Genomic DNA, 21,461 nt, shown 5'->3' on the forward strand with positions numbered 1-21,461 from the left:
ACGCGACCCGCTCGGCGCGGGCCGCCTCCCGAGCCAGCGCGCGGTCGCGCTGCTCCGCGAACCGCCGCGCCTTGTCCGCCAAATCGTCCAGGTAGCAGCCCAATTCGTCACGGGCCCGTTCGCCGTCGCCGGACAGATCGGTGCGCTCGAACACCCGCCACGTGCGCAGCACCGGACGCAGCACCACATCCAAATGCTGTTCCAGATCGTAGATTCCGTGTTTGGCCAGCAGCACCGCATTGCGGCGGAAGTTCGGCTGGGTCAGTCCCGGCATCTGAAAACGGGTGACGACCTCGGTGATCGCCCGCATCATCGCGTCGGGGGTGAGCTCGAGCGCGGCGGCGGAAATCGAACGGTAGAAGACCATGTGCAGGTTCTCGTCGGTGGCGATGCGCTGCAGCATACGTTCGGCGATCGGTTCGGCGCAGGCGGTTCCGGTATTCCGATGGCTGATGCGCGTTGCCAATTCCTGCAACGTCACATAGGCGACACCCCGCAGGAACTCCGGCCCTTCCGGACTGGCCACCCCGGCGGTCATATGCGCCATTCGAGCCCGTTCCAGCGCAACAGGATCCACCGCGCGCGTAACCACCAGATAGTCGCGCAGCACGATGGAATGCCGGTTCTCCTCGGCCGTCCAGCGACCCACCCATGTCCCCCACGCACCGTCCATGCCGAACGCGTCGCGGATCTCGCGGTGATAGGAGGGCAGATTGTCCTCGGTGAGCAGATTGGTCACCATCGCCACCCGGGCGACCTCCGACAGGGCCGATTGTTCGGGCTCCCAGTCGATTCCGCCCATGGCGGCGAAATTGCGTCCCTCGTCCCAGGGCACGTAGTCGTGCGGATTCCAGGGCTGGGCCTTACGCAGATGTTCGGCGAGGTGATGTTCGGCGACCGGCTCCAATTCGCGCAGCAGGTCCCGATCGGTCATGGCGGCGCTCACGCGTACTCCTTCGTTCGAGCGGCGGTGCCGAGGTCGTGGGCGAGCAGGGCCAGGCTGGCGCGGGCGAGTCCGGCCGGATGCGCCGGATCCAGTCCGGTCAGGCGGGCGATGCGGCGCAGGCGGTGGGCGATGCCGTTGGGCTGCAGGCGCAGTCGCTCGGCGGTGCGCTTGCGGTCCAGGCCGGTGTCGAGGAATTCGCGCAGGGTCGCGAGCAGTTCCGGATGCGCGAGCAGTGGATCCAGCAGGGCGGCGAGATGTTCGCGGGCGGGGCCGGGGCGGGTCATCTGGTACTCGACGGCGACATCGGCCATGCGGTACAGGCCGGGTGGGCGGCCCAGGGCGCGCACGAGTTCGAGCAGATCACCGGCCTCGGCGGCGAGTTCGGGTATGCGTTCGGTGGGTCCGGCCACCGCGGCCGCGGTCAGCGGTACCGAGGCGGCCGCGGCGAGGACGTCGAGGGTATCGGTGGACATGGCCGCGGCCGGTGCGTCGTCCACGGGCACCAGGATCGTGCCGCCGTCCACCGACAGCAGCGACAGCGCCCGCGAACCGAAGACCGGGGCCAGCGCGCTCTGCAGGCGGCGCAGTTTGCGCCGCGCCACGGTCTCGGCGTGCAGGCGCGCGTCCCGCTCGCCGGGATGCGGCGGAATCGCGAGGGCCACAACCTGATACGCCGCAGCGATCTCGACTCCGGTGCGGCGGGCCAGCATCGCGTGGCCGTGCCCGCTGAGCAGGGCCGTGACCAGGGTCTGCGCCGCGGTGTGCTGATGACGCGCGGCCAGGCGATGCTGATCGAGATAGGCCGCCGAGGTGGCGACGGTAACCGTCTCGAGCAGCCGCAGCACCTGTCCGGCCCCCGCCAACGTCTCGGGCGGGCAGTCGTCCCCGAGCACCTGCTCGAAGCCGTGGCGGATCGCCTCGTGATAGGCGCGCAGCACCACACTCAGATCGATGCCCTCGCGTGCCCAGGATTCGGCGCGCTCGATCACCTCGGCCGTGCGGTCGCCCGCGTCGAGCGTCGCGACCAGGCACTCGCGGACCGCGGCGACCGGTTCGCCGGATTCCAAGCCGGGCCGCGCGGCCCGGAAATGATCGGCCAGCCGGGTCGCCGTGCTCGCGGCGGCGACCTGCGAGGCGGGGGATGTCATCGATCGCTCTCCAGACTCGGTCCCGAGGCGGAATCCCGCCGGGCGCCAGGGGTGAGGTGCGTCCGGCGGGCGGTCCACCAGCCCGGATGGCAGGTTGGTGAATTTCTCCGACACCATCCGGTGGGTGGCGGGACGCGGCATCACCGCGCCCCGGCGTGGCGTCGGCCGCGCAATTTCCCGGCGCCGCGCTGGCATCACGCTAGGGCACCGAATCCTCGCGACCTCGAAATATGGCTGATCCGATGACAATTCATCAATGGCGCTACCGGTCGGTAGGGCTGCGACACAAATTGCCGACCGGCCGTGTTCGTGAAACTCACAGAGCGACGCGAGAAATTCTGTGACAGTCGTCGGTCACCGAGCGATCAGTGGTTGAGCACGCTCCCAGACGGTAGCGTGCAGCACGTGTCATCGACCGCCGATCGCGGCGCGGTGACTGTGAAACAGCGGAAAGGCATATCGGAGTATGACGGGCACCCGGGGAAAGCTGCAGCATCTGCACAAACTCCTCGAACTGGCGGAGGAACCGACCGGACAGGCCGGAGTCGACAAACGCCGAGTCAAAGGCATTCCCAGCGCCCGAGAACGCATACGCATGCTGTTGGATCCGGGAAGTTTCGTCGAGACCGGTGCGCTGATGCGCCAGCCGGGTCAGCCCGACGCGTTCTACGGCGACGGTGTGGTCACCGGGCGCGGACGCATCGATGGGCGACCGGCGGTGGTGATCGCGCACGATCAGACCGTCTACGGCGGTTCGGTCGGTGAGATGTTCGGCCGCAAGGTGGCCGCGGCGATGGAATTCGCCTACGACAACGCCTGTCCGGTGGTGGTGATCAACGATTCCGGCGGCGCGCGGATTCAGGACGCGGTCGCCTCGCTGGCCTGGTACGCGCTGATGTGCCGGCGGCAGGAGGATTTGTCGGGTTATGTCCCGATGGTCGCGGTGATGCTCGGCAAGTGCGCGGCCGGTTCGGTATACGGGCCGGTGAATATGGATGTGCTGGTCGCGACCGAGAATTCCTATATGTTCGTTACCGGCCCGGATGTGATCAAGTCGGTGACCGGCGAGGAGGTCACGGCCGAGGAGCTCGGCGGCGCGGCGGTGCAGGCCCGCAACGGCACGATTCATCACGTGGCGCCCACCGAGAAGGCGGCCTTCGACTGGGTGCGCTCGTATCTGAGCTATCTGCCGTCGAGCTGTCTGGAACAACCGCCGATCGTCAACCCGGGACTGGAACCGGAGGTGACCGCCCACGATCTCGAATTGGATTCGATCATTCCGGATTCCGACAAATCCGGCTACGACATGCACGATATCCTGCTGCGAATCTTCGACGACGGAGATTTCCACGAGTTCGGCGCGGGCACCGCGCAGAATCTGATCACCGGATTCACGCGCGTCGACGGACGACCGGTCGGTGTGATCGCCAATCAGCCGATGGTGCTGGGCGGTGCGCTCGATGCCCAATGTTCGGACAAGGCGACGCATTTCATTCGGCTGTGCGACGCGTTCAATCTCCCGCTGGTGTTCGTGGTCGACACCCCCGGCGTTTTGCCGGGTGTGGAAGAGGAGCGCAACGGCGTGATCAAACGCGGTGGGCGATTCTTCCGCGCGGTGATCGAGGCAACCGTGCCGATCGTGACCGTCGTGGTGCGCAAGGCCTACGGCGGCGGCTACGCGGTGATGGGTTGTAAGCAGCTCGGCGCGGATATCAGCCTGGCCTGGCCGACCGCGCGGATCGCGGTGATGGGCGCGGAGAGCATGGTCGGCATCGTGGGGCGTCGTCAGCTGGCCGCGACCCCGCCGGAGCAGCGGGAGACCGTGCGGCAGAACATGATCGACTTCTACAACGCCACCGTCGCGACGCCGTGGACGGCCGCCGAGCGCGGTTATATCGACGCGGTCATCGAGCCGTCGACGACACGGCTCGAGATCCGCAAGGCGCTGCGGCTGCTGCGTCAGAAGGATGTGCGCAAGCCGAATCCGCGCAAGCACAACCTGTTCCCGATGTAGCCGACGGCTCAGCACTCGTTCGGCGCGGGAACTCCGCGCAGCCGCTGATCCACCCAGTTCATGGCGTCGGGATAACCCAGGCCCGCGGCGATGATGTGTTCGCCGGGAACGCTGCGGTAGACCGCGTGGACACCGAGGGCGCACTGTTCGCGATACAGCGCGCGGGCGCCCTCGGCCGGGATCCAGAATTCCTGCTCGCCGTTGTAGATATAGAGCGGCACGTCCGATTTCAAGCCCTGCATGCGGGTGACGCGGTAGATGTCGGTGGCGAATTCGCTGTGCAGCGGGTCGGGAATGTCGGCGGCCAGATCGATCGGCAGCATGAGGACACCGGGCAGGGCGAATACGCCCGCGCAGGTGTCCTTCAGCGGCGAGATCGCGGCCCAGCGGCCGAGATTGTTCATCCGCTGCAGGATTTCGGGACGTTCGCGGGCGACGCCGAAGGTCGCGGCCATGAATACGCCCGAGGCGAGATTGGCGTTCATACTGCGGGCCAGGATCTGATAGTCCGCGGGTACGCCGCCGAGGGCCGCGCCGACCACGACCGAGGTCAGTTCCGGTGCGTAGGAGTCGATCAGCGCGACCGCGCCGCGGGTGGCGATGGCCCCACCGGAATAGCCGTGCAGGGCGTAGGGGCTGTCGCCGAATTCGACGGGACGCAGCTGCCGCACGGCGCGAATGGAATCCAGTACGGCGTGTCCGGCGACATAGGGTTCGGCGTAGGCCATGCGCGGGCCCTCGTGGTCGGGGATCAGCACGGCGTAGCCGCGCAGAACGGCGAGTTGGGTGGTGGGCGGGATCCAGTCGGTGGTCGCGGTGTCGGCGTTGAGGCCGTGGGCCAGCGTGTAACTCGGGGTGCAGGCGCGGCCCAGCGCGTCGATGGGCAGATTGTTGACCAGCACCGGGCGCTCCCCCGGACCGGTCCAGGCCGCGGCGGGCACGACCAGCGAGGCGGTGGCGAAGGAGAGGGCATCGTGGGCGTCGGTGGTGCGAAACTTCAGCTGCAGCACCTGCCGCACCGGTACGAGCAGCAGCGGCGCGGCGGTCGCGGTGACATCGCGCACCTCGAGGATGTCGCCGCGGGCGTGCGCGGCGAGATCCGGTGGCCAGCTGTCGAACAGCGGATCGCCGATATCGCTGGGCAGCACCGCCTGCTGCAGACTCGCCAGGTCCGGAGTGAGTCCCGCGGCCACGACCGGACCGGGCGGGGCGAGGATCGGCGGGGGCGGAATCACCGCGTCGATCCACTGCTGGACCGCGGGCAGTCCGAGGCTGGGAGGTAGCGGAATCGCCGGGGGTGCAATGGGATTCGGTGCCGGCGGTTGCGCCTGGGCGGCCGCGGCCGAGCCTGCGACGATCGACAACACCGCGATGATTACGCGCCAACCTCGCATGACCCACTCCCGTTGTGAGTTGTCCTGGACCCCACCACAGACCAGGTGGTTCGAGGGTATTAGGACGATTCGGGCGATCGCCGGTTTGTCGCCGATTCGTGTGCAGGACGAGTCCTGTTCGAGATCACAGGATCTGAACAGACCTCTCGGTAGGATCGGATGTCATGCGAATCGTCATTGCGGGCGGACACGGCAAGATCGCACTACTGCTGGCCGGGTTGCTGGCCCGGCGCGGCGACGAGGTGCGCAGCCTGATCCGCAACCCCGAACACGCGGCCGAGGTCGCCGAAACCGGTGCCGAGCCGGTGCTGTTGGATCTCGAGACCGCCACGCCCGAACAGGTGAGCGCGGCCCTGGCCGGAGCCGACGTCGCCGTCTTCGCCGCGGGCGCGGGCCCCGGCAGCGGCGTGGCCCGCAAGTACACCGTCGACCGCGACGGCTCGATCCACCTGGCCCGAGCCGCCGAATCCGCGGGCGTCCCCCGCTTCGTCCAGATCTCCACCATGGGCGCGGGCAAACCCCCCGCCCCCGACCGCGACGAAGTCTGGTCCGCCTACATCGACGCGAAAACCCAAGCCGAAGACGACCTCCGCGCCCGCCCCCTGTCCTGGACCATCCTCCGCCCCGGCCGCCTGACCGACGACCACCCCACCAACCGCATCTCCCTGACCAACCCCCCAGGCCCCGCAGGCGCAATCCCCCGCTCCGACGTAGCCACCACCCTGGCCGCAATCCTGCACGCCGACAACACCATCGGCAAAACCCTCGAACTGATCACAGGCGACACCCCGATCACCACCGCGATCGAGGCCATAAAGTAAGCCGCCCTCCCACCACGAACCGAATCAGGTCCCGCAGTCCATCACGCTCGCGGATAAAGGGCCTACTCGGCCCGCAGGCCCTTTCGGGGGAAGCCCCCTGTCCGCGCGAAGCCACCCCCTCGCGAGATCCCTCCCCCTTTCGTGGGAAAACCTCTCTTCGGGGGTGTCGCACTCTTGCGCGGGCAACGTCCTTTCGCGAGGTGCCTCTCCCCTTCTTGGGAAGCCTCTCCTTTGCGGGAAGCCCACTTCCTCCCGCGGGGAGCCTCCTCCTTTCGCGGAGTGCCCCACTCACTTTCCCTCGATCGCGAAGCGATCGACGGTCAGCAGTTCGTCGGGGCCGGTGCGCCTTCGAAGCGGGCGGTCAACCAGTCCAGGACCTGGGGGAGGCCGAGGACTGCGGCGGTGAGGTGGTCGGGGACGGGGATGGCGGTGGATTGGAGGGGGACGCCCGCGGCGCACCAGCGGTGGTCGGTGTTGACGATGGCGTCTACGGGGACCAGGCCGTCGATAGGGGAATGCCATTCGTAGACGGGCATATTCGGGACGCTGTCGGTGTAGAGCTCGAGGCTGTTCTCCTCGACGACCTTGCGGGCGGTGATGTCCTGGGTCATGGAGGTGGTGCGGGCGACCTCGAGGACGCTGCGGCCCGCGCCGTCGGCGAGCAGGTCGTTGGTGCAGCCGTTGGCCATCGCATTGCGGATGGCCAGGCCCTTGTCGTTGAGCTGTTCCGACAGCGGGAACCGGTCGGGGTATTCACGTTCCAGGCCGAGCCCCGCGGCCAGCGCCAGCCCGAACACCGGATGCGAGCCGTAGCCCAGCCCCTCCAGCATCTTCACCATATTCATCGGCACGCCGCCCGCCGCGGCCCCGGCGATCTTCAGATCCGGTGCGTACACGGGCGCCAGCGCCGCCGCCCACGCGGTGGCCATTCCTCCGCCGGAGTATCCAGCCATGGCCACGGGGCTGTGCTCGAGGCGCAGTTGTCGCACGTTCCGCACCGCGCGGATGCCGTCGAGAGTGATCTGCCCGCCCAATCGGGCCGCACCGTAGGCGAATTGGGGTCCGAGATGGTCGGGCATCGCGATACTCCACCCGCGCCGCAGCGCGACGTTGTACGCGGGCGCCTCGCGGATCATCAGATTGGGATCGCTGGTGTAGAGCACCCTGGACACCGCGCACTGCGTGCCCAGGCCGTTGATGATGGTCTGATACGACAGCAGCGGACCGTCGGCCGCGCGCTCGTGCGGCGTCAGCACGGTGGTGGTCGCCGCGATCGGATTGCCCTCGGAACTGGTGGAGCGGAACTTGATCAGCGTGATGTCGGTGTCGGGAAAGATCGCCAGCGGTGACAGCGCGCGCACCTCGAGCACGTCTCCTGGCTGGTGATCGGCGATATCGGCGGGTTGGGCGTAGAACGGATCCGGGTCCGGCATCGGATAGATCGGCTGCGCCACCGCGGTGGTGGTCGCGGCGACGAGCAGCAGCAGGCCGCCCGCGCAGGCCCCCAGCGCGCGGCGCAATGCGATATTCCCCATGTGCGCTCACGCTATCGGGCGGCGTCGCCCCACGCCCGCCGGAAGGAAATATCCTGAGAAATCACAAGTCCGGCGCCATCACGTCTGTGTTACGCGACGAATTCGCCATTCACCGCTGGTCAGCTCCCCGAGCCGACCGTACCGTCTCCTCTGTGCGTTGTCGACGAATCGCCGTCGGGCGCACAGCAGGTGAAGGAGCACGGACATGGATATGCCCGATATCGCCCCGGAGGCGCCGACCAGGCGCATCACCGTGTACTTCGACGGTGCCGAGCCCGGCGATCAGCTGATCCTCGAGTACGCCGCGACCCGCGCCGAGGCCTGGGAATTCGCGGCGGCGGCGGTCAATTCGGGCCTGGCGGTGACGGTGGACAGCAAGGTTCGCCCGGGACTGCGTCCGCTCCCCTGCCGCAGCCTGTGGCACTGACCCGCCGAACAAACTCGCTGTCCGGCGGGTCCGGCGCCGACGCGGGGACGAGCAGGTGGGAGTCGGTACCTGCTCGCGCCTCCGCCCTTGTGCGGCGCGGCGCGCTCATCGGACCGCGATGTGGCGGGTGTCGGCCCGGCGGGCGCACGCTCGACGACGGGGTTCACCATACGACCCGGTGCGGCGAATCGCGAGCACCACGACGGGGTCTGGCGGTTTTCACAGTGTTGCGTCGATTCTCTTGGGCACGTTCACAATTCGTACCGATCCGAAAGCAGCGCGTCGACCGCGGCCAAGACCTGCTCCACCCGCACGCCGTCGACCAGCGACACCTCGTGCGCGCAGGGCGCGCCCCTTTCGTCGGTCCAATCCTGCCCGCACACAGGACAATTCGTATTCCAGGACAGCAATACCCGATCCCGGCCGCGACCCAGCGGTCCAGCCACGAGCGCGGTGCCGATCCAGAACACCCCGATCGTCGGGGTGCCCACCGCCGCGGCCAGTTCGCGCAGACCACCGGCATTGCCGATCAACACACCGCTGCGCGCCAACACCCCGCACACCGCCGGAAGTCCCGCTCCCGCCAGCACTTTCAGCTCCGCCCCGGCGTCGAGCTCATCGACCCGGGTACGCAGTCTCGCGAGTAGTTCACGATCGCGTTCCGCGCCGAGCGCCACCACGCCGAACCCCCGGCGCAGGCAGTGCGCGGCCACCTCGGCGAAGCGGTCGACGGGCCAACGCCGCCAACCGTCGCCCGCACCGGGTCCCAGCGCGATCAGCGGGGTGGGCATATCCGCCAGCAGCTCGGCGGCGGCCGCGCGATCGGCGTCCACGATCGCAACCCGCGGATGCAGACCCGTCGGTCGCGCGCCCGCGAGTCCGACGATCTCGAGCGCCCGCAGCGTCTCGTGCTGGCGAGGACGAAACGGCAGCGTGCGGGTCAGCGGCGCGGCGTCGAGGACATGCGAGCCCACGCTCCAATGCGGATGCAGCTGATGCAGGAAACCGTTGGACCAGCGCCCGTCGTCGTGCAGCTGCACCCCCAGATCCACCGGGGCGCAACAGATTCGGCGAAAGAACTCCGCTTCGACCTCGGCGTCGGCCGAGCCCGAGACCTCGGTGCTGCCGGGCGGTAGCGCGATCACCTCGTCGATCGGACCCGGCCGCCCCTCCAGCAGTTCGACGTGCACCCGGCTGCCCAGCAATACGATCCGCGCGCTCGGATACGCCACGGCAAGCGCCTCGATCGCGGGCATGACGAGCAGCAACTCCGCCAGACCGCCGCCGCGGACCACCACGATCCGACGCACCTCCGGCCACACCTCGCCCACCGACCCGATCGAACCCACCTCGGCCTCCTCGCCGCCGGATCACCGAGGGCAGCATCGAGCGAAGGGAGCTGCCCGCCAACGAGTTCGGGCCTAGATTACCTCGCGGCGGCGGCCGCGCATCCCGTCGCGGGCACGATCCAGGATCGCGAACACCGGCGCCACGAACAGGCGAGCGAATCCGGAACGCCGCGCCACGGGATGCGGCCGGGTCGGCGCGGCGGCCTCCGCCTCGAGCAGGGCCGCGCCGAGTTCGCGCAGCCGCTGTGGCGGGGCGGTCACCATGGTCGTGTACTCCTGCTGTTCCTCCTGCGCGCAGTGCACGATGACGGCTCCCGCGAATTCGCCGAGATCGACCTCGAAGGTGGGATCGTCGAGCCCGCGGGCGCACAGGTCCGACAGCGCCTGTTCGAGCCGATTCTCCTCGGCCATCAGCTGATCCACGACATCGTCGGGTACCCCCAATTCCCGGGCGGCGGGATGGGCGACCTGATGTTCGGAGTACTCGTGGGCCGCGAAGGTGCGCACGAGTTCGTCGAAGAGGGCCGCGCGCTGTCCATCGCCCGCGCGCAGCCGATCGAGCAAGTCCTTGATCCGGCTGTGTCGCGCCATGAGCAGCGCGACGATATCGGTTCCTGAATCGGGATACATGGGCTCAGGGCACCCGCAGCGGATCGTGTCCCATCGACATCAGGCGGTGTCGCCACTGAGGGCGACCGGCCCGCGCCTCGGGTTCGGCGCCGCGCTCGTCGAGTACTCGGCGTACGACGGTCCGCATCACCTCGGCGTCGCGGCGGTTCAGGTCGGTGCGGCGCTTACCGAGTACGGCCAGTACCCCTTGCCCCAACTCGGCGCCCGCCTGATCCGGCAGGGCCTCGGTGCGCGGGCCCGCGGCGTCGGTGCGCAACCAGTCGCGTAATTCGCGCGAGCTCATATTGACCACCCGATGGAAGTCGTCCCACAGATCGTCATCGACAATGGATTCGGCCATCTCGTCCTCCTCGACGATCGAACCTCTCGCTGACACAGCCTCCGGCTACCCGCTCGCAAGCGGCGCAAACGCTCATGATTGCCGCTCGCGCCCCCGGGTAATCGGCCGATGTGGACAGCATCGGATTACGCGAATTGACCGATCACGAGGGTCCCTTCGGATCGGTGTACGTCGACGGGCTCCCCGCCGGCGAGGACTCGGCACAGCGGGAACGCCTGCGGCGAAGGGCGATTCGCGTCGAGCTCGCCGAGAAGGGCGCTCCCCCAGAGCTTCTCGATACCATCGACGGCGCGTTGCGGCTGCCGCCCGGTGGTGGCGGGCAGGCCGTCATCGCCGGTGCGGACGGGGTGCTGGTGGCCGAACCGCTGTCGAGTGCGCCGCCGCGGCCGGTGGTGCGGTACTCGCCGCTGCCGTATCTGTTGCCGCTGGTGCAGTTCCGGGTGCCGCGCACGCCGTATGTGGCGGTGGTGGTCGATCACGAGGGCGCGGATATTCGCGGGGTCGACTCGCACGGGCGACCGCTGGCGCATACGGTCAGCGGCGTCGCGCATCCGCTGCACAAGGTGCGCGGCGGCGGGCCCGCGCACGGCTCGATGCAGCATCGTGTCGAGGACACGGTGCGGCGCAATATCCATGCCGTGGGCCGGGAGGTGACCCGGCTGGCGGATCGGGCCGGTGCGACGCTGGTCCTGGTGGGCGGCGCGGTCGCGGATCGGTCCGCGCTGTGCGATGCGCTGGTGCCGCGCGGGCGGCGGGTGATCCAGCTCGAAAGCGTCTCGCGGACAAGTCCGACCGAACCGACCGCCCTGGACGATCGGATCCGCCGTATCCTGCGCGAGGAGGCCGAGTTGCGCCGCCGGGCGGTCATGGAGCTGTTCACCCAGGAATTGACCCGCGGTCTCGCCGCCCAGGGCATCGCCGCGACCACCGCCGCCCTGCGCGAGGCCAATGCCGACACCCTGCTCATCGACGCCGAAACCCTCGGCGACCGCACGGTCCGAGTCGGCGTCGACCCCACCCAGGTGATCCCCGACGCCCTCGCCCCGCGCCGAACCTGGCTGCGCCGCGCCGACGAGGCCCTACCCCTGGCCGCCCTCGCCGCCCGCGCGGGCGTCCTACCCACCGGCCGAGACCACGCCCCCGCCGAAGGCGTCGGCGCCCTACTCCGCCACGGCTAGAGGAGGTTTCCATGTCCGACCATCCCCTCCCCCCGGTACCGGGCCCGAACCCGGGCCCACCCGACCCGATCCCCACACCCGACCCACCCCCGAACCCGAATCCCATCCCGTCCCCGGATCCTCCGGACCCCATCCCGGGGCCCAAACCCCCGAATCCGATTCCGCCACCACCTGATCCGACGTCTCCGGAGCCGCCGATCCTTCAGTGAGCGGAGACGACCCTGGCCTCGGCGCTGCGCGCCGAGGCCAGGGAAATTGGGTGGGCGCGACCGAGGCCAGGAAATTGGGTGGGCGCGACCGAGGCCAGGAAATTGGGTGGGCGCGACCGAGGCCAGGAAATTGGATGGGCGCGACCGAGGCCAGGGACATCCGATGAGACACGGCCGCGGCCAAGGCCGTCCGATGAGGCCGGGGAGATTGTGACGACGGGATGGGCGCTACTCCCGGAGGGCCTCCTCGCGGAGCCAGTTGAGGGTTTTGGACAGGATTCGCGAGACGTGCATTTGGGAGATGCCGAGGGCCTCGGCTATCTGGGTTTGGGTTTTGGATTCGAAGAAGCGCATTACCAGGACGCTGCGCTCGCGTTCGGGGAGTTCGGCTATCAGGGGTTTGACGGCCAGGAATTCCTCTACTCGGTCGTAGCGGGGTTCCGCTTCGCCGAGGACCTCGAGCAGCGACAGCGGGGTGTTCTCGCTGTCGTCGCCGGTCACCGCGTCCAAGGAGGAGGCCTGGTAGGAATTTCCGGCGATCAGGGCCTGGGTCACCTCGACCAGGTCCACGTCCAGCTCCTCGGCGATCTCGCGGGCGCGCGGCATGCGGCCCAGGCGCTGGGCGAGCTGGTCGATCGTGCCTCCGATCGACAGCTGGATCTCCTTGGTGCGCCGGGGAACTCGCACCGCCCAGGTGTTGTCGCGGAAATGGCGGCGGACCTCGCCCATGATGGTGGGAACGGCGAAGGACAGGAACGACGAACCCCGGGTCACATCGAACCGGTCGACCGCCTGCACCAGACCCACCCGCGCGACCTGCAGCAGATCGTCGAAATTCTCACCGCGGCCGGAGAATTTGCGCGCGATGTGGTCGGCCAGCGGCATGCACAGGCCGATGACCTTCTCCCGCACGACCTCCCGCTGCGGATCCTCGGGCGCCAGCGCCGCCAGCTCCTCGAAGACCGGCTCTATATTGTCGTAGCTGTCACCGCCCCGGTGACGGCGGCCGCGTTCATCCGCCATCGGCTTCCCCTCGCGCCCGGCCGAATTCGACGACGACGGGGTAACCGTTGCGGGTCGCGTCGAACGGTGCGGTCTCAGCGGAGATCGAATCGGTGATCGTCTGTAGCACGTGCCAACCGAAGCTGTTCTGGTCCAGGGCATCCGACACGGCCACCACACCCGTGACATGTACCGTCATCCGGCCGTCGTTATAGGAGAAATCACAGTCGACCGAGCTGCCGGGTGCGGCCTCGGCGATCAGGGCCGTGGCGATCTCGTCGAGGGCGACGCGGATATCGGTCACCTCGTCGAGCGCGAAATCCGCGATCAGCGCGACGGTTTCGGCCAGCGCGCGCAGCATGGTGAGCTGTCCCAATTCCGCGGGCACACGAATACCCACGGTGGAGGTCTGCGCGGGTGACCTCGAAACCCACTCGCTCATCGACACGTCCCTCTCCTCCTCCCAACCGGCGACTACGGCCGGGGCGCGCTCGCCCCGGCCGAATCGCCGTCCATCCGATGTCACGTCCACGGTCCCCCGCTCTGCTCGACTCTAAGCCGAGGCTGCTTCACCCGCGGCGCTCGGGTCCATCCAACGGCTGCCACGTGCTGGCCTTCCTGTCCGGCGACTTACCAGTGGACGCTTACCCCTGACGCCCCGATCGAAACTCCACGTCAATCGGCCGCCGCGCGCTCGTGCACGGTCAGCAGCAAATGATCGAACCGCGTGCGCGATTCGACCGACAACCCGCCCAGCGCCACGATCTCGGTGATCAGTTGCTGAGCCAGCGTACGCAGTTTGGTATTGGTCTCCTGCGACCGCCACGTGAGCACCCGAAACGCCTGCTCGGGCCCGATGCCGTACACCAGCATCAACGCGCCCTTGGCCTGCTCGATCACCGCCCGCGCCTCGTAGAGCTCGGGCAGTGCGTCGCTGAGCGTCGCCTGTCGATGTTCGGCGAGGGTGTCGGTGACATCGATGTAATAGCCGGTGCTCCCGACCACGACCTCGTCCTCGCCCACGAGGTAATCCCCCACGACGATCACATGATGGCCCCGCCCGGCGGTATCGATGATGCGATGCCGACTGCAGAACGGTTCCGCCCGCTCGATCGAGCGGGCAATGGTCGTGGCGACCTGCGCGCGATCGTCGGGATGTTTGTGGTTCAACAGCAATTCGGTGGTCGGCTCGACCATGCCCGGCTCATAGCCGTGCATGAGCGCGACCTCATCGGACCACTCCCATCGCTGATCGGCGAACCAGAACCGAAAACTACCCACACTCTGCGGTTTTCCGCTACCGACGACACGCTCCAAATCGCGCGCGTCCACCGCGGAAAGCTCACCACCCTGCGCCACCCCACGAGTATCCGCTGCCGCCGAGAACGCGACGGGCGGAACGGTGAGACCGATCGGCGACCGATCCCACCCGAACCTGTTCGACAACTAGGCCTCCACCGCGGCCTGCACCGACGGGTAGTAGCGGAACAGCGCTCGCAACCCGGTCACCTCCAACACGCGCTCGATCTCGCGACGACCGGAGACCACCCGCAAATCCACTCCCGCGGCCGCCGCACGCTGCTTGGCGGCGACCAGGGCCTGCGCCGATCCGATGCTGAGGAAGCGGGTCGACCTGAGATCAATGACCACGGCGCGGGAACTGCCCGCCACGGCTTGGTCGAGCGCTTCGGCGAAATCCGTGGCCACGGTCGCGTCCAGCTCGCCTTCGACCCGGACCATCGTGCACTGCCTACGTCGGGCGACGGGAGCTACCGGGGGACCATCGTCCTCCTCGGCGGACACGTCGATCCGACGGTGCAGAACGGCGATTGCAGACATAACTAGAGCCTCCCTGAAAGGGGGTGTCCAGTCCTTGCGCGGAGATCGTTCCGATAATGCCGTCGGCAGACAGTCGAAGTACTACATGACCGTCGCCCGGCAGCCGCGGATCGAGTTCCGAGCGTGAACCGGGATCGGCTGTAGTCTCAACCTGGCATCCATTCTGTCACGGACCGGCGGGAGTTGTCATCGCTTCCGGCCGAAACTACCCGGTAAGGGCCTCAGCACAGCGGAAATCCGACATCCTCGCAACCCCTACCGCCGGCTTCGTCGCACCCGCGAGGATCGTCGATCGCGCGGTGTCCTCGCGGCACTCGCATCACCGAACGAACACACTTCGGAAACCTACCCGTCGGGTTGGTGACGTGCTTGATCCGGTTCTCGATAAGCGGTACATGTCGGAGGTGACAGTCGATCGGGCGCAGACGTCGTCGCGGCGACGCAGCTGGGAACAACTACCACAGGCGACCCGAGCGGCGGTGGCGGCGATGACCGGTCCGATCCTGCGGGCGGAGTCCGTAATCGCCGGATTCTCCAGCCATCTCGCGGCCGTCGTCGATACCGCCGACGGCCGTACTTTTGTCAAGGGGATGCGCGCGGACGATCCAGAGGTCTGGACTCAGCACCGGGAGGCCGAACTCGGCCCGCACGTCGACCCGATCGGGCCGCGGGTGCGCTGGCAGATCACCAGCGACGGCTGGGACATACTCGGATTCGATTATGTCGCAGGGCATTTCGCCGACTACCGCATCGACTCCGATCTACAGGCCACCGCCGCGACCATGACCGCGCTCGGCCGGTTGCACGCCCCCCGCACGCTCGAGCTGAAGGACGCCGAACGACGCTGGGGCGCCTACCTTCCCGATCCGACCGAGCGCGCCCTGCTGGCCGGCGACGCGCTGCTGCACACCGACTGGAACTACAGCAATGTGCTCATCACCGAATCGGGGGTCGCCCATCTGGTCGACTGGCCCTGGGCCACCCGCGGCGCGGGCTGGATCGATCCGGGCTGCTGGATCGTCTGGCTGGTATTCGCCGGACAGCAGCCCGACGAGGCCGAGCGCTGGGCCGCGCGAATCCCCGCCTGGCACAGCGCCTCCGACCACCAGCTCGCGGTCTTCGCGACCGCGCTGGCCGAGGAGTGGTCGGCCACCGCGCAGCGCAATCCCAATGTCTGGACCCGCAGCCTGCGCGATGCCGCCCGGCAGTGGCAGCGGCACCGGTTGGCGCGTTGAGTTCAGGAACTCGACTGCGACGCCGCGGCGATCACGCCATCGATCCGGGCCGCCGAGATCTGTCGCGCCGCATTGGCGACCGCGGTGATCATCGCGGTGCCGAAGCTGCCGTGCCGGTCGAACAGCGTCGCGGTACCCACCGCGAGTCCACGCTCGCTGAGATGGTTGTCGGCCTCGAGTCCGATCCAGGTACCGATCGGCAACCGCGAAAAGCCCACGGTCAGATCGGTATTGATGAAGCCGATCCCCGCGTCGCCCCAGTTGGTGACCATACTGGTCTGCTCGGCGGCCATCGCGGCGCGCACGAACGGCGTGGCCGCCACCCCGGCGACCGCGGGTGGCGGCGACTGCCAACTGCGCTTGCGGCTGTCGTCCTCGTGTTCGGACACCGACGACGACCACCCGGAATCGTCGCTGCCCCACAGCGGGGGCGCCGGAACCCCGTCGGGCCCGGCCAGATCCGCGGGCGGCGGCACGGGCTGGGCCGCGCGCTTCCAGATCGCGCCCGGCGGCTCCTGGGAGGGCCGCAACAGAACCACCGACGCGCGCGCCACCGGATCCTCGCCCTGGCCCAGCACCGCGTCCGCCAGTCGGATGCGCTTACCGTCGCGCACCCGCGTGGTCGAGACGGTCAGCTGCCGCATACGCGCGGGTTTGAACAGATCCACCGTCAGCCGCACCGGCACGAAACCGTCTGTGCCGTGCTCGTTTTCGATCGCACCCGCCAGCAGACCGCACAGCGCGGGGCCGACCACCTGATCGGCGGACCACTGACTGGCCGCCATCGGCCGCGGCGTGTATTCGGTGCCGTCGACGTCGAAATATCCGTATGCCTCGCGCACTGCCCCACGTCCTGCCCGGCCCCGCGGCCGATCTTGTTTTCCTCCTGGCAGATATAGCACGTGTCCTCGCGCCACACGACAGCGGCCGCCCGGCTACGGGAGCCGGGCGGCCGCGTATCGAATGCGGATCAGCTGTTACCGCGCTGGTACGCCTCCTGCTGCTTCTTCTTTGCCTCGGCCTCGGCCCGTTCCTTCTCGGCCTGGGCCTCCTTCTTGGCGGCCTCCTGTTGCGAGTCGGCCTTATCCTGCTGAGCCTGACCCTCGTCGCGCAGATTCTCGTTGCCGAGAACGGTTCCGGCGGCCTCCTTGGCCTTACCTTTCACATCCTCGACCGCACCTTCGAATCCCTCACGGATGCCGCCCTTGTCGTGCTCGGACAAGACATTCACCTCCAGAATGTCGATACCACGGACATTCAGGGCCTACCCGTGAGTAGTGGGCCGAAACGCGCTGCGCGCCGCGGTGATCGATGCCACCGCGCGCCCTCAGTGCCTGCGCTGATGCCAGGGGTGCAGCACCCATGCGATGAGAAACAGCAGCGCGAACGTCACACCCGCCGCCACGCCCGCACCCGTCCCGGCGACCACGTCGAAGATCAGGATCGCCACCCCGGTCAGCGCCGCGCCCAGCAGCGCGAGCCCGATCATCGCGTACACGTGGGCGGTCGCCACCACCCGGCCAAGCAGATGACGGCGGAACAGGATGCGATGCGCGGACACCGGCCCCACCAGGAATACCGTCGCCCCGATCGAGGCCGCGACCGTGCCCAGATAGGTCCAGCGCATCCATGCCGTCATCACCGCGGTGAATCGGGTCTGGAACGGCAGCGTCAGCAGGAAGCCGGTCAGCAGCTGCACCCCGGTCTGCACCACGCGGGTCTCCTGGATCAGCATGGTCCAGTTCCGGTCCAGCCGTTGGGTTTCGGTCTCGTGCCGATTGCGCTGGTCCCAGCGTTGGTCACCGAGCGGCGGTTCTGCGTGTGTGTCCATGACTCCGTCCATCGTGTGCTACCGGCCTACCCCCGGGACGCAACACCCAATCGGCACGGCGTTTCCGCGCGCGCGAGCCGGGCAACCCGCACCCATGACCTCGATCTGGCTGAAGTCCCCGCGACCGCCCGCCCATCCGCCCCTCACCGAGGGTCTGCGCTTCGATGTGGTGGTGGTCGGCGGCGGTCTGACCGGGCTGGTCACCGCGCTGCTGCTGGCCGAACAGGGCTATGCGACGGCCGTGGTCGAGGCGCGGCGGCTGGGGGCGGTCACCACCGGCAACACCACCGGCAAGGTCAGCCTGCTGCAGGGCACCCGCGCGAGCGCCATCGCCCGTCGGCATTCGACCCGGGTGCTGCGTGAGTACACCGAGGCCAATCGGGCCGGACAGCAGTGGCTGGCCGCGTACTGCGCCGAACACGAGGTCGCCGTGCAGCGCGAGGACGCCTACACCTACGCCCAGACCGAGGCGGGCGCCGAGGCCGTGCGCACCGAATTGGCCGCCACGCGCAAGGCGGGTCTGGAAACCGAGTTCACCACCGATCTGGCGCTGCCGTTCCCGCAGTACGGCGCGGTCCGGCTGGCCGATCAGATCCAGCTCGACGCCGTCGACGTCGTCGACGCGTTGACCGCGGATCTGGACGCGCACGGGGTGGCGATCTTCGAGAACACCCGCGTGGAGGGTCTGCGCAGCCGCGACGGCGACGATCACATCCTGCGCACCGATCACGGCGACGTCGCCGCCGACACCATCGTCCTGGCCACGGGCACACCGATTCTCGATCGCGGCGGCTTCTTCGCCCGGGTCAGCGCCCAGCGCTCCTACGCCGCGGCCTTCGCGGTGCCGCAGCCCCCGCCGCGCGGCATGTATCTCAGCGCCGACGAACCGGTGCGCTCGGTGCGCTACATCCCCTCGCCCCAGGGCGATCTACTACTGGTCGGCGGCAGCGGCCACGGCGTGGGCCGCACCGACGACGCTCGCGGGCACGCCGAGGAGGTGCTGCACTGGACGCGGACCTGGTTCCCCGGCGCGGAACCGCTGTACCGCTGGTCGGCCCAGGACTATCGGCCCAGCGCCGAATTGCCCTATGCCGGACCGATTCTGCCCGGCCACGATCGCATCCTGGTCGCCACCGGATACGCCAAATGGGGTCTGGCCAACGCGGTCGCCGCGGCGCACACGCTGCGCGGGCGGATCATCGGCAAACCCTCGCCCTGGCAGTCGGTCTTCGACACCTGGAGTCCCCGCGAACTCGCGGCCCTGCCCACCGCGGTGCGCGACAACGGCGAAGTGGCCCTGCGCTTTTCGAAGGGCTGGCTCTCGGCGCTGGCGGCTCCGATCGCCCGCCTCGTCACCGGCGCGGAGGCCACCCCCGCCGAGGGCGCGGGCCGCGTGGAACGGCAGGGCCGCACCCCGTGCGCGATCAGCACGGTCGACGGACACACCCGGCGGGTCTCGGCGGTATGCCCGCATCTGGGCGGCGTGGTCGCCTGGAACGATGCCGAATGTTCCTGGGACTGCCCGCTGCACGGGTCGCGGTTCGCACCGGACGGCCGCGTACTCGAGGGTCCGGCCACTCGCGCGCTGACACCCGCGCCCGGCGATTAGCCGCCACCGCCGGAGGGTAGGCCCAAGGCATGCCCGCGTCGATCGATCAGCTCCTGCAGGCACTCACGCGTGTCGTGAACACCCTGCTGGAAGCGGAGATCCCGTGCGCGGTGGCGGGCGGCTGCGCGGTGTATGCCCGCGGCGGTCCGGCCTCGGATCACGATGTGGACATCTTCGTCAAACCCGCCGATGTCGAGCGGGCCCGCCAGGCGCTCGCGCGCGCGGGACTGCGACTGGTGGACCCGCCCGAGGACTGGCTCACCAAGGCCTATGACGGCGATACGCTGGTGGATCTGATCTTCCGGCCCAACTATCGCACGGTGACCGACGAAATCCTTTCGCGCGCAACGTGGATGCGGATCGGACCGGCCGCGGCGCCGGTGGTCGCGGGCACCGATCTCATGGTGGACAAACTCATGGTGCTCGATCCGCACCGGCTGGATTTCACCGGGCTGATGCATATCGCCCGCGCGCTGCGCGAGCAGGTGGACTGGTCGCGGGTGCGCGAGGAGACGGCCGTATCGCCGTATGCCCGAGCCTTTCTCGGCCTACTCGACGATCTGGGCATCACCGACAAGGGAGGCATCGTGATCGACGATCCCAGCGGCGAGGTGCTGCCGCAATATCTCGTGGCGAATCTGCGCCGCGCCTTCGCCGAGGATCCGCGCACCGCGGAACTCGGTGTGCACGTGACGATTCGCGGCGATGTGGTCGTACTCGACGGCGAGGTGAGCAGCGAGCAACGCCGCCGCCACCTCGAGGAGGTCGTGCACGAGCACGCCCCGAAACTGCGGGTGCACAACGACGTTCGCATCAGCTCCCCGACGGCCCCGGTGGATCATGAACATCTCGGATGACGGCGCGGTCGTGCGCCTGGCCGCCGTCGGGGACGTACATCTGGGCGAGGATTCGACCGGCCTGCTGCGCCCGGCCCTGGCCGAACTGCCCGACTGCGCCGATGTGCTGCTGCTGGCCGGGGATCTGACCCGGCACGGCACCCTGGACGAGGCGCGCGTGGTGGCCGTCGAATTCTCGGATCTGGGCGTGCCGGTGATCGCCGTACTGGGCAATCACGATCATCACAGCGACGCGCAGGACGAGATCACCGCCCTGCTCACCGATCACGGCATCACCGTGCTCGAGGGCGGCGCGACGACGGTGACCGTGCGCGGACGCACGCTCGGGGTGGCCGGGACCAAGGGCTTCGGTGGCGGCTTCGCCGGTAAGTGCGCGAGCGTGTTCGGCGAGCGGATCATGCGCGAATTCGCCTCCCACACCGTGGGCATGGCCGACGCGCTGCGCGAATCGCTGGCCGGACTCGACACCGATATACGCGTGGCGCTGACCCACTACTCCCCCGTCAGCGACACCTTGCACGGCGAGCCACGCGAGATCTATCCGTTCCTGGGCTCGTATCTGCTCGGCGAGGCGATCGACTGCTGCGGCGTGCAGTTGGCGGTACATGGGCACGCGCACGCCGGAACCGAACGCGGGACGACCCCGGGCGGGATCCGGGTGCGCAATGTGGCCCAGCCGGTCATCCGTTCGGCCTTCGCCGTGTACGACCTCGCCGTCCCCGCCCGGACCCGGCCGCAACCGGAACCGGCGGCCCACGGGTGAGCGCCGCGCCGCGGGACCGATTACGCACCCCTGACCGCCGGACAGCGCCGCCCACGGCCGCATTCGGCCCACCGATGCGCCGCGGCGGCGCACGGCCGCCCTACGAGGCCGCTGGCGCGTCGCTGAGGCGACGCGGGCGGACAGGTGTCCGTCCTTTCCGCGCGAGCCGCCGTTCGATCTTGTTGCGCCGGTGACCGGTCCGCGCACGGCTGCGGACGGACACCCGGGCGGACACCGAGGACGGCGACACGCCGTGAGATGTGCCGCCGAACAAAGCGCAGGCGAACAACACGTGACGTCCCGCAAATATCTGGAACAAGATTCGAAACACGCG

The 21,461-nt window shown here is 68.8% G+C and carries 22 protein-coding genes; 8 read left to right on the plus strand and 14 right to left on the minus strand.

Annotated features, from left to right (window positions below):
* Both NP4_RS35570 and NP4_RS35575 read right to left on the minus strand, forming a co-directional pair.
* Positions 1–946: acyl-ACP desaturase (locus tag NP4_RS35570; RefSeq protein ID WP_068007486.1), on the minus strand; the 946-nt coding region annotated here is incomplete at its 3' end.
* Positions 943–2,094: a PucR family transcriptional regulator gene (locus NP4_RS35575; protein WP_068007489.1), complete on the minus strand. Its 1,152-nt coding sequence runs from the start codon at positions 2,092–2,094 to the stop codon at positions 943–945. The genes NP4_RS35575 and NP4_RS35570, both read right to left, overlap by 4 nt.
* A 466-nt stretch (positions 2,095–2,560) precedes the next feature.
* Here NP4_RS35575 and NP4_RS35580 point away from each other — a divergent pair, with 466 nt between their 5' ends.
* Positions 2,561–4,108: an acyl-CoA carboxylase subunit beta gene (locus tag NP4_RS35580; RefSeq protein WP_068007491.1), complete on the plus strand. Its 1,548-nt coding sequence runs from the start codon at positions 2,561–2,563 to the stop codon at positions 4,106–4,108.
* Between the two features lie 8 nt (positions 4,109–4,116).
* On the opposite strand, the gene NP4_RS35585 is transcribed toward NP4_RS35580, so the two are convergent.
* Positions 4,117–5,502, minus strand: coding sequence for a lipase family protein (locus tag NP4_RS35585; RefSeq protein ID WP_068007495.1), 1,386 nt, complete (start codon positions 5,500–5,502; stop codon positions 4,117–4,119).
* Between the two features lie 164 nt (positions 5,503–5,666).
* Here NP4_RS35585 and NP4_RS35590 point away from each other — a divergent pair, with 164 nt between their 5' ends.
* Positions 5,667–6,323, plus strand: coding sequence for an SDR family oxidoreductase (locus tag NP4_RS35590; protein WP_068007500.1), 657 nt, complete (start codon positions 5,667–5,669; stop codon positions 6,321–6,323).
* A 320-nt stretch (positions 6,324–6,643) separates the two neighbouring features.
* On the opposite strand, the gene NP4_RS35595 is transcribed toward NP4_RS35590, so the two are convergent.
* A complete protein-coding gene (locus NP4_RS35595; RefSeq protein WP_068007503.1) occupies positions 6,644–7,858 on the minus strand; it encodes a lipase family protein in 1,215 nt (404 codons plus the stop codon).
* A 205-nt stretch (positions 7,859–8,063) separates the two neighbouring features.
* On the opposite strand from NP4_RS35595, the gene NP4_RS35600 reads away from it, so the two are divergent.
* A complete protein-coding gene (locus NP4_RS35600; RefSeq protein ID WP_068007506.1) occupies positions 8,064–8,285 on the plus strand; it encodes a hypothetical protein in 222 nt (73 codons plus the stop codon).
* A 251-nt stretch (positions 8,286–8,536) separates the two neighbouring features.
* Here NP4_RS35600 and NP4_RS35605 read toward each other — a convergent pair whose 3' ends face one another.
* The 3 genes from NP4_RS35605 to NP4_RS35615 form a co-directional block, all read right to left on the minus strand.
* On the minus strand, positions 8,537–9,634 hold the full coding sequence (locus tag NP4_RS35605) for a glycosyltransferase family 9 protein (protein WP_068007510.1): 1,098 nt from the start codon (positions 9,632–9,634) through the stop codon (positions 8,537–8,539).
* Positions 9,635–9,706: 72 nt separating this feature from the next.
* Positions 9,707–10,264: a hemerythrin domain-containing protein gene (locus NP4_RS35610; protein WP_068007513.1), complete on the minus strand. Its 558-nt coding sequence runs from the start codon at positions 10,262–10,264 to the stop codon at positions 9,707–9,709.
* Positions 10,265–10,268: 4 nt separating this feature from the next.
* The gene (locus NP4_RS35615; RefSeq protein WP_068007518.1) at positions 10,269–10,604 is read right to left on the minus strand and encodes a DUF3140 domain-containing protein; all 336 of its coding nucleotides are present in this window, start codon (positions 10,602–10,604) and stop codon (positions 10,269–10,271) included.
* 110 nt (positions 10,605–10,714) lie between these two features.
* On the opposite strand from NP4_RS35615, the gene NP4_RS35620 reads away from it, so the two are divergent.
* Positions 10,715–11,782, plus strand: coding sequence for a baeRF2 domain-containing protein (locus NP4_RS35620; RefSeq protein ID WP_068007521.1), 1,068 nt, complete (start codon positions 10,715–10,717; stop codon positions 11,780–11,782).
* Between the two features lie 437 nt (positions 11,783–12,219).
* Here the strand turns inward: NP4_RS35620 and NP4_RS35625 are convergent, their stop codons facing one another.
* The 4 genes from NP4_RS35625 to NP4_RS35640 form a co-directional block, all read right to left on the minus strand.
* Positions 12,220–13,014 (minus strand): RNA polymerase sigma factor SigF, encoded by a 795-nt coding sequence (locus NP4_RS35625; protein WP_068007525.1) that lies wholly within the window; start codon positions 13,012–13,014, stop codon positions 12,220–12,222.
* Entirely contained in the window at positions 13,004–13,435 is a 432-nt protein-coding gene (locus tag NP4_RS35630) for an ATP-binding protein (protein ID WP_068007660.1), read from the minus strand. Before NP4_RS35630 ends, NP4_RS35625 begins: the two co-directional genes overlap by 11 nt.
* A gap of 233 nt (positions 13,436–13,668) precedes the next feature.
* Complete coding sequence (locus tag NP4_RS35635) at positions 13,669–14,352, minus strand: PAS and ANTAR domain-containing protein (RefSeq protein WP_068007528.1); 684 nt, start codon at positions 14,350–14,352, stop codon at positions 13,669–13,671.
* Positions 14,353–14,439: 87 nt separating this feature from the next.
* Positions 14,440–14,832 carry an STAS domain-containing protein gene (locus NP4_RS35640; RefSeq protein ID WP_082876518.1) on the minus strand — a complete coding sequence of 131 codons (393 nt, stop codon included), beginning with the start codon at positions 14,830–14,832 and terminating at the stop codon, positions 14,440–14,442.
* Positions 14,833–15,227: 395 nt separating this feature from the next.
* On the opposite strand from NP4_RS35640, the gene NP4_RS35645 reads away from it, so the two are divergent.
* Positions 15,228–16,067, plus strand: a complete 840-nt coding sequence (locus NP4_RS35645) for a hypothetical protein (protein WP_068007536.1) — start codon at positions 15,228–15,230, stop codon at positions 16,065–16,067.
* A 2-nt stretch (positions 16,068–16,069) separates the two neighbouring features.
* Here the strand turns inward: NP4_RS35645 and NP4_RS35650 are convergent, their stop codons facing one another.
* From NP4_RS35650 to NP4_RS35660, 3 genes are all read right to left on the minus strand, one after another.
* Positions 16,070–16,909 carry an acyl-CoA thioesterase domain-containing protein gene (locus tag NP4_RS35650; RefSeq protein ID WP_068007539.1) on the minus strand — a complete coding sequence of 280 codons (840 nt, stop codon included), beginning with the start codon at positions 16,907–16,909 and terminating at the stop codon, positions 16,070–16,072.
* Between the two features lie 128 nt (positions 16,910–17,037).
* The gene (gene mbp1 / locus NP4_RS35655; protein WP_068007664.1) at positions 17,038–17,289 is read right to left on the minus strand and encodes a microaggregate-binding protein 1; all 252 of its coding nucleotides are present in this window, start codon (positions 17,287–17,289) and stop codon (positions 17,038–17,040) included.
* A gap of 105 nt (positions 17,290–17,394) precedes the next feature.
* A complete protein-coding gene (locus NP4_RS35660; protein ID WP_068007667.1) occupies positions 17,395–17,898 on the minus strand; it encodes a DUF6328 family protein in 504 nt (167 codons plus the stop codon).
* Between the two features lie 94 nt (positions 17,899–17,992).
* Between NP4_RS35660 and NP4_RS35665 the strand changes: the two genes are divergently transcribed.
* The 3 genes from NP4_RS35665 to NP4_RS35675 are packed head-to-tail and all read left to right on the plus strand — an operon-like array spanning position 17,993 to position 21,127.
* Positions 17,993–19,507: an FAD-dependent oxidoreductase gene (locus tag NP4_RS35665; RefSeq protein WP_068007542.1), complete on the plus strand. Its 1,515-nt coding sequence runs from the start codon at positions 17,993–17,995 to the stop codon at positions 19,505–19,507.
* A 29-nt stretch (positions 19,508–19,536) separates the two neighbouring features.
* A complete protein-coding gene (locus NP4_RS35670) occupies positions 19,537–20,364 on the plus strand; it encodes a nucleotidyltransferase family protein (RefSeq protein ID WP_068007545.1) in 828 nt (275 codons plus the stop codon).
* Positions 20,348–21,127 carry a metallophosphoesterase family protein gene (locus tag NP4_RS35675; protein WP_211335773.1) on the plus strand — a complete coding sequence of 260 codons (780 nt, stop codon included), beginning with the start codon at positions 20,348–20,350 and terminating at the stop codon, positions 21,125–21,127. Before NP4_RS35670 ends, NP4_RS35675 begins: the two co-directional genes overlap by 17 nt.
* The last annotated feature ends 334 nt before the right edge of the window (positions 21,128–21,461 follow it).

It is taken from the genome of Nocardia pseudobrasiliensis NBRC 108224, from assembly GCF_001613105.1.
Classification (GTDB): domain Bacteria; phylum Actinomycetota; class Actinomycetes; order Mycobacteriales; family Mycobacteriaceae; genus Nocardia; species Nocardia pseudobrasiliensis.

Excerpts from the sequence above, each read along its gene's own strand:
- NP4_RS35600 (WP_068007506.1), top strand. The coding sequence starts at position 8,064 with ATGGATATGCCCGATATCGCCCCGGAGGCGCCGACCAGGCGCATCACC.
- NP4_RS35640 (WP_082876518.1), bottom strand. The coding sequence starts at position 14,832 with ATGTCTGCAATCGCCGTTCTGCACCGTCGGATCGACGTGTCCGCCGAG.
- NP4_RS35585 (WP_068007495.1), bottom strand. The coding sequence starts at position 5,502 with ATGCGAGGTTGGCGCGTAATCATCGCGGTGTTGTCGATCGTCGCAGGC.
- NP4_RS35645 (WP_068007536.1), top strand. The coding sequence starts at position 15,228 with ATGTCGGAGGTGACAGTCGATCGGGCGCAGACGTCGTCGCGGCGACGC.
- NP4_RS35610 (WP_068007513.1), bottom strand. The coding sequence starts at position 10,264 with ATGTATCCCGATTCAGGAACCGATATCGTCGCGCTGCTCATGGCGCGA.
- NP4_RS35615 (WP_068007518.1), bottom strand. The coding sequence starts at position 10,604 with ATGGCCGAATCCATTGTCGATGACGATCTGTGGGACGACTTCCATCGG.
- NP4_RS35660 (WP_068007667.1), bottom strand. The coding sequence starts at position 17,898 with ATGGACACACACGCAGAACCGCCGCTCGGTGACCAACGCTGGGACCAG.
- NP4_RS35580 (WP_068007491.1), top strand. The coding sequence starts at position 2,561 with ATGACGGGCACCCGGGGAAAGCTGCAGCATCTGCACAAACTCCTCGAA.
- NP4_RS35625 (WP_068007525.1), bottom strand. The coding sequence starts at position 13,014 with ATGGCGGATGAACGCGGCCGCCGTCACCGGGGCGGTGACAGCTACGAC.
- NP4_RS35630 (WP_068007660.1), bottom strand. The coding sequence starts at position 13,435 with ATGAGCGAGTGGGTTTCGAGGTCACCCGCGCAGACCTCCACCGTGGGT.
- NP4_RS35575 (WP_068007489.1), bottom strand. The coding sequence starts at position 2,094 with ATGACATCCCCCGCCTCGCAGGTCGCCGCCGCGAGCACGGCGACCCGG.
- NP4_RS35590 (WP_068007500.1), top strand. The coding sequence starts at position 5,667 with ATGCGAATCGTCATTGCGGGCGGACACGGCAAGATCGCACTACTGCTG.
- NP4_RS35595 (WP_068007503.1), bottom strand. The coding sequence starts at position 7,858 with ATGGGGAATATCGCATTGCGCCGCGCGCTGGGGGCCTGCGCGGGCGGC.
- NP4_RS35670 (WP_068007545.1), top strand. The coding sequence starts at position 19,537 with ATGCCCGCGTCGATCGATCAGCTCCTGCAGGCACTCACGCGTGTCGTG.
- NP4_RS35665 (WP_068007542.1), top strand. The coding sequence starts at position 17,993 with ATGACCTCGATCTGGCTGAAGTCCCCGCGACCGCCCGCCCATCCGCCC.
- NP4_RS35675 (WP_211335773.1), top strand. The coding sequence starts at position 20,348 with ATGAACATCTCGGATGACGGCGCGGTCGTGCGCCTGGCCGCCGTCGGG.